Origin of the sequence: Actinomadura rubrisoli (genome assembly GCF_004349215.1) — a bacterium.
GTDB lineage: Bacteria > Actinomycetota > Actinomycetes > Streptosporangiales > Streptosporangiaceae > Spirillospora > Spirillospora rubrisoli.
The window spans coordinates 1-6741 of the sequence record NZ_SMKU01000439.1; the positions used below are offsets into that span (position 1 = coordinate 1).

The 6741-nt window shown below is 74.6% G+C and carries 6 protein-coding genes; 3 read left to right on the forward strand and 3 right to left on the reverse strand.

Translation table 11 applies throughout. The features are described 5' to 3' along the window. Nucleotides 1-1057, forward strand: a 1057-nt coding sequence (locus E1298_RS42285) for a sensor histidine kinase (protein WP_131903015.1), incomplete at its 5' end; no start/stop codon positions are given. Here the strand turns inward: E1298_RS42285 and qcrB are convergent. Both qcrB and E1298_RS42295 read right to left on the reverse strand, forming a co-directional pair. Beyond that, nucleotides 945-2624 (reverse strand): cytochrome bc1 complex cytochrome b subunit, encoded by a 1680-nt coding sequence (gene qcrB, locus E1298_RS42290; RefSeq protein WP_131903016.1) that lies wholly within the window; start codon nt 2622-2624, stop codon nt 945-947. The two genes, E1298_RS42285 and qcrB, sit on opposite strands and share 113 nt — an antisense overlap. A 79-nt stretch (nt 2625-2703) precedes the next feature. Next, complete coding sequence (locus E1298_RS42295; RefSeq protein WP_131903017.1) at nt 2704-3309, reverse strand: hemerythrin domain-containing protein; 606 nt, start codon at nt 3307-3309, stop codon at nt 2704-2706. Between the two features lie 209 nt (nt 3310-3518). Here E1298_RS42295 and E1298_RS42300 point away from each other — a divergent pair, with 209 nt between their 5' ends. Next, nucleotides 3519-3800 (forward strand): hypothetical protein, encoded by a 282-nt coding sequence (locus E1298_RS42300; RefSeq protein ID WP_131903018.1) that lies wholly within the window; start codon nt 3519-3521, stop codon nt 3798-3800. Here the strand turns inward: E1298_RS42300 and E1298_RS42305 are convergent. Beyond that, nucleotides 3797-5890, reverse strand: a complete 2094-nt coding sequence (locus E1298_RS42305; RefSeq protein WP_131903019.1) for a sensor histidine kinase — start codon at nt 5888-5890, stop codon at nt 3797-3799. The two genes, E1298_RS42300 and E1298_RS42305, sit on opposite strands and share 4 nt — an antisense overlap. 171 nt (nt 5891-6061) lie before the next feature. Here E1298_RS42305 and E1298_RS42310 point away from each other — a divergent pair, with 171 nt between their 5' ends. Beyond that, complete coding sequence (locus E1298_RS42310; RefSeq protein ID WP_207945171.1) at nt 6062-6721, forward strand: response regulator; 660 nt, start codon at nt 6062-6064, stop codon at nt 6719-6721. Nucleotides 6722-6741 lie beyond the last annotated feature (20 nt).

Consider the following 6741-nt stretch of genomic DNA (forward strand, 5'->3'; position numbering starts at 1 on the left):
GCCCAGCCCCACCGCCACCACCGTCATGAAGGCCAGCGCGAGGCCGCCCGAGATCGCGTCCGGGGAGTTCGACCTGGAGCAGTTCGCCCTGGCGGGCGGCCTCGCGCTGGCCTTCATGACGGTGGTGGCGGTGGGGCTGGGCTGGCTGATGGCCGGGCGTGCGCTGCGCCCGCTCCGGGCGATGGCGCTCACCGCGCGGGAGATCTCCGACCGCAGCCTGCACCGGCGCCTCGCCGTCCAGGGCCCGGCGGACGAGGTCAAGGACCTCGCCGACACCGTCGACGGGCTGCTGGACCGGCTGGAGGCGGCGTTCGAGGCCCAGCGCGCGTTCGTCGCCAACGCCTCCCACGAGCTGCGCACCCCGCTCACCTTCGAGCGGAGCCTGCTGGAGGTGACGCTCGCCGACACCGGCGCGGGCGCCGGGACGCTCCGGACCGCCTGCCTGCGCGTCCTGGACAGCAACCGGCGGCAGGAACGGCTCATCGCCGCCCTCCTCACCCTCGCACGGGGCCAGCGCGGCCTGGAGCGCCGCGACGAGGTGGACCTGTCCGACGTCGCCGCCGCCGTCCTCGCCCGGGAGCGCGGCGAAGGGCCCGTGGTCGAGGCCGACCTGAACCCGGCGCGCACCGAGGGGGATCCGAGGCTCGTCGAGCGGCTGGTCGCCAACCTCGCCGACAACGCCGTCCGCCACAACACGTCGGACGGCCGGGTCCGCGTCTGGACCGGCGAGCGCGGGGGCCGCCCGGCCCTGCGCGTCACCAACACGGGACCGGTCGTCGCGCCCGACCAGGTCGAAGTCCTCTTCCAGCCGTTCCGGCGCCTGGAGCCCGGCCGGACGGGCGACGGGCTGGGGCTCGGCCTGTCCATCGTCGCCGCCATCGCCGCCGCCCACGGCGCCGAGCTCGACGTCCGGCCCCGGGCGGGCGGCGGGCTCGACGTGCGCGTCAGCTTCCCGGCGGGGCCGTCTCCGAGTCCGCGAGCGGCCTCGCCTCCTCCAGGGCCGGCGCCTCGGCGGTGGGCCCGGGGTGGGCGAGGTCGGCCCGGAAGCGGCGGTTGAGCGCGGCGCGGATCCGGGCGGCGCGGCTCCGCGCGCGGGGGCTCTCGACGTCGCCGACCGGCGGCGGGACGTCCAGCGGCACCGCGGCCGCCGGGCGCGGGTCGGTGATCGCCGCGACCGCCTCGTCCGGCAGGTGCCGCTCGACCTCGGAGAACCCGCCCTCGGGCGACTGCCGGACGATGCCGGTCTCCAGCCCGTGCCGGACCAGGCCGAGGTCGCGGCGCTGAAGGCCCACGGCGATGCGGTAGGCGACGATGTAGCCCAGCACCGGCCCGAGGATCACGGCGAAGCGGAAGAACCAGGTCGTCCAGAACAGCGAGACGTCGAAGCGCTGCGCGAGGACGTCGTTGCCGCCCGCCAGCCACAGCAGCCCGTAGAAGACCACGCCGCCGACGCCCACGCCCATCCGCGCCGGGACGTCGCGGGGCCGGTCGAGCAGGTGGTGGACCTGGTGGTCGCCGGTCACCCAGCGCTCCAGGAACGGGTAGGCGCCCAGCCCGGTGAACAGGATCCCGGGCACGACGAGGGAGGGAATGATCACGCTCAGCGTGACCGTGTGGCCCCACGCGGTGATCTCCCAGGCCGGCATGATCCGCAGGGCGCCCTCCAGCCAGCCCATGTACCAGTCGGGCTGGGACCCCGCGCTGATCGCGCCCGGGTCGTACGGGCCGAACAGCCAGATCGGGTTGATCTGGACGAACGCGGCCAGCAGCGTGGTGACGCCGAGCACCCACAGGAACAGCGCCGAGGTCTTGGCCATGAACACCGGGAAGAACGGATAGCCGCGGACGGTGGTGTTCGAGCTGCCCCGGCCGGGGAACTGCGTGTGCGTCTGCCGCCAGGTCAGCACGATGGCGTGCAGCGGGATCAGCGCGGCGAGGATCCCGGGGATGAGCAGGACATGGATGACGTACAGGCGCGGGATGATGTCGTTGCCCGGGAACTCCCCGCCGAACAGGAACATCACGGCGTACGACCCCACCAGCGGGATCGAGGCGAGCACGCCTTCGAGGATCCGGATGCCGGTGCCCGACAGCAGGTCGTCCGGGAGCGAGTAGCCGAACAGCCCGTTCAGCATCACCAGCATGAACATCGTGACGCCGAGCACCCAGTTCAGCTCGCGGGGCTTGCGGAACGCGCCGGTGAAGAAGTTGCGCAGCAGGTGGACGAGGATCGCGCCCATGAAGATGAGCGTCGACCAGTGGTGGATCTGCCGGACCAGCAGCCCGCCCCGGACATCGAAGCTGATCTTCAGGGACGAGGCGTACGCCTCGCTCATCTCCACGCCGCGCAGCTTGGTGTAGGAGCCGTCGTAGATGACCTCGTGCATGCTCGGCTTGAAGAACAGCGTCAGGAACACCCCGGTCAGCAGGATGATCACGAACGAGTACATCGCGATCTCGCCGACCAGGAAGCTCCACTGGTCCGGGAACGCCTTGCGCAGGGCCTTGCGGGCGAATCCGGTCGTGCCGAACCGCTCGTCCAGCGCCCGCGCCGTGGCGTCCACGGTCCTCGGCGCCTTCCGCGTGCCCGCCTGGCCGCCGCCCGGCGCCCGTGTCCCCGCCATCGTCACAGTCCTTTCGTCGAGCTCTGGGCATAAGACCGATCGGGAGGGACGGATGTGACATCCCCCGGTGTGCGGCTCGTCACACGACCGGCGGGGCGGACCACCGCCTCCGGCGCAGGTACCGGGGAAGCCAGGTCGTCCGGTAGACGAGCCGGACCGGCGGGGGCAGCAGCCCCAGGACGGCGCGGCGGGTGGCCTCCGAGGCGCCGTCCAGCAGCCAGGGCAGGAACACGCCGAGCCCCCTTACCCCGACCTCCCGCCGGAACTCGACGTCGAACGTCCCCCACTCGAACGGGGTGAGCGTGCCGTGGATGAGCGGCAGCGCGTTCGCCTCCTTGAAGTCGAGGTGAACGCGCACGGCCTCGGGCAGCTCCCGCGCGTACCGGGCGAGGACGCGGCGGTCGCCGTGTTCCAGCGCCGCGTCCACCGCGTCCATCAGCGGGACGAGCCGCACGGCCTGCGCGTCCAGGGCGTCCAGGACGGTGAGGGCCCGCGGCGGCCTGTGGTCGGCGGCCATCCGCGCGCGCATGGCCGTCCACAGCGAGCGCCCCTCCGCGGAGTGCTGGGCGTACCAGTGGAACCGGAAGACGGCCCACCCGTTCCGCAGCGCCGTGGCATCGCCGGCATCGGCGGCCTCCATCCGCGCCATGTCGCGCCGGAACGCGTCGTATGCGGCGTGCAGCATCGTCAGATCGAAGCGTCTCTGCGCGCTGCCTTCCACGCTGGCGCACATGCTCTCCTCCAAGCCTCCTCGTCGGCCGTCACAACAGGAGATGGATCGGGCGCGCCGAATGTGACAGGCGGCGGGAAAAACGCGTGGCCGGTCGCCCGTTCGCCAACGTATGATTACGCCACGTAGTCATCTGGTCATCGATAGTCGATTCGGAGGTCTTCATGAGGGGCTCACTGGCCCGCTGCGGTCTCGTCGCGGCGCTGCTGCTCGCCGCCTGCGCCGTCCCGGCGGGCGCGGCGGCGGCCGATCCGGGCCCACCCGCCGGCCCGCGGTCATGCCCGCCGGCCGGCCTGACGAGGGACGGCCTGGCGGCGGGGTGCCTGCTGCACTGCCCGCCCACCTGCCTGCCCCACTGCCCGGACCGCGACTGCTTCCCGCCGATCGACTGGCCGGCACGGGAACCGGCCGCCCGTGAACCCGCCGCGCCCGAGGCGGCGCCCTAGCGGGCGGGACGGCGGTCCGGCGGCGGGGGCACCGGGGGCGGCAGCGTCGCCCGCACCACGGTGCCCCGCACGTCGCTGGAGATGGTGAACTTCCCGCCGAGCTCCGCCGCGCGCTCGGCCATCGACTGGAGCCCGACCCCCGCGCGGTCCCGGCGCGCGGGAATGCCGGTGCCGTCGTCGCTGACCTCGATGCGCAGGGCGCCCTCCTCGGCCGCCAGCGTCACCTCGGCGCGCCGCGCGGCGGCGTGGCGCACCACATTGGTGATCGCCTCCGCGGTGATCTGGTAGGCGGCGGCCTCGGTGGCGGCGGGCAGCTCGGGCAGCGGGTCGGGCACCAGCCGCACGGCGACCCGGGGCGCCCGGCCCGAGACGCGCTCGGCGAGCCGCCGGACGGCGCCGCTCAGCCCGACCTCGGCCAGCGCACCGGGGACCAGGCCCTCCGACACGCGCCGGACGTCGTCGATCAGCTGGGCGACGTCGCCCGAGATCTCCTCCAGCGACGCGGCGGCGGGCTCACCGGGAGGGATGAGCGACTGGGCGGTGTCGATCCGCAGCCGCAGCGCCGACAGGGCGGGCCCCACGCCGTCGTGGATGTCGCGGCGCAGCCGCCGGCGCTCCTCCTCCCGCGCCGTGATGAGCTGCTCGCGGCCGGCCCGCAGGTCCTCGTACAGGCGCAGGGACGCCACCGCCGGCGCCGCCTGGTCGGCCAGGAACTGCAGGACCTCGCGGTCCTGGCCGTCCAGGGCGGTGTCGCCGTCCCGCGGCCGGACGTGCAGGTTCCCGATGACCGCGCCGTCGTAGGCCAGCTCGAACGCCGCGTCCGCCTCGCCGGGCTCGCCCGCGCGGGCCAGCTCGCGCGGCCCGCCGCGGGTCGGGACGGCGAGCCGGGCCCCGGGCAGGCGCAGCCCGTCCACGACCGTCGTGCACAGCATCGCGGGCGCGTCCTGCGGCCGGACCGTCCGGCTGAGCCGCTCGGCCAGGTCCCGGACGAGCTGGTACGGCCGGGTGCGCTCGCCGTAGTACAGCCGGTCGACGGCCCGCGAGCACCAGCGCGCCGTCGGCCGCAGCGCGACGCCGACCACGAACGTCAGGCAGGCCAGCGCGACCGCGCCGGGGCCGCGCGCGTCGGACGAGGCCGACGACACGACCGCGATCGCCGTCGCGTAGAGCACCAGCAAGACCGCGGTCAGGACGAACGCGGTCAGCAGATGCCGCGCGGACCGGTCGATCGTCCAGAGCCGGTCACGGGTGAAGGCGTAGCCGATGGCGGCCGACCACAGCACCGCGCCGCCGCCCAGCAGCAGCAGGCGCGGCCACCCTTCCAGCTGGAGCCGGTAGTCGACCCTCAGCATGAGCACCCACACCACGAACGGCACCATGAACGCGGCCGTCCGCCGCCGCTCCGGACCGTCCGCGCGGCGCCACCGCGGCAGCATCACCGCCACGCCGATCGCGATGAGCACGATGCTGGACGCCTCGATCACCAGGTGCAGCGCGTCGTACATCCCGTGGGCCGCCCGGCCGAGCGCCCCCTGCCCCAGCGGGTTCGCGATGCCGTACTGGACCGTCTCGTGCGCGACGGGCAGGTACCACTGCAGCACGCCCCACGCGGCGACGGCCGCGACGTACCAGCGCAGCCGCCGGTGGGGGAGCCGCCCGGCCGGGAGCAGCAGCGGCAGCGTGCCGATCATCACCGTGTGCAGGACGCCGCCCGCGACCCACACCAGCAGCGCCGCCGTCACCTGGGACGGCACCCCCGGATGGGCGGACACCGCGGTCACCGCCGTCCGCGCGGTGATCATGCCGAGCGCGGTGGTGAGCAGCAGCCAGCCGACGACCTGCCCGGACCGGTGCGCGATGATCAGCAGCCCGGCGGCGGCCAGCGTGACGCCCACGAGCACGGGCGCGGCGTCCTGGAGGACGATCCCCGCCGGGTACGTCCCGTCCTCCAACTGCGCCAGCACCAGCCCGCCCCACGCCACCAGCGCGGCCAGCGCCAGCCCGCAGGTCGCGGCGGCCGCGAACAGGTCCGGCCGCGGCAGGCCGGCGTGCCGCCCCCTGAGGTCCCCCCGAACCGCAACGCTCGACATGGCGCCCGCCTCCCGCCGGATCCATCGCGCTGACCGGGCGAATCCCGCTCATCCGTCCACGATCGCCCGCCCGGTGTCCCGGGCACCTGGGCACCCGGCCCCAGAGGAGCCCGAGTACGCCGCCTCCGATATCACCTACTGTAGTCGCGCGCTGCCGCCTAGTATTCTGCTGTGGACGAGAAGCCGGTCGTGCGAGTCCTGATCGTGGACGATCATCCGCTGTTCCGCGCCGGCCTGCGCGGCGCCCTCGACACCGCCGGGGACATCCGCGTGGTGGCCGAGGCGGAGACCGCGGGCGAGGTGCCGGACGCGGTCGCCGCCCACCGCCCGGACGTGGTGCTCATGGACATCGCGCTCCCCGACGTCTCGGGCATCGAGGCGACCCGCGTGCTCGCCGGCCGGGCCCCGGACGTCCCGGTGCTGATGCTGACGATGTCCGCCGACGACGACAGCCTGCTGCACGCCCTGTCGGCGGGCGCCCGCGGCTACCTCGTCAAGGGCGCGGGCCGCGACGCCGTCCTGCACGCCGTCCGCACGGTCGCCGAAGGCGGCGCGGTGTTCGGCCCCGAGATCGCCGGACGGGTCGCCGCCCTGCTCAGCGGCGCCCGCCGATCCGGCGCCGCGCCCGTCCTGCCCATGCTCACCGCGCGCGAGCGCGAGGTGCTCGACCTGGTCGCCCGCGGCTTCAACAACCACCGCGTCGCCCGGGAGCTGATGGTCGCGGAGAAGACCGTCCGCAACCACGTCGGCCACATCTTCGACAAGCTCCAGGTCAGCACCCGCGCCGAAGCAGTGGCCCGCGCCCGCGACGCCGGCTTGGGGGTTGACTAACCGGGCTTCGGGCGGGGGTG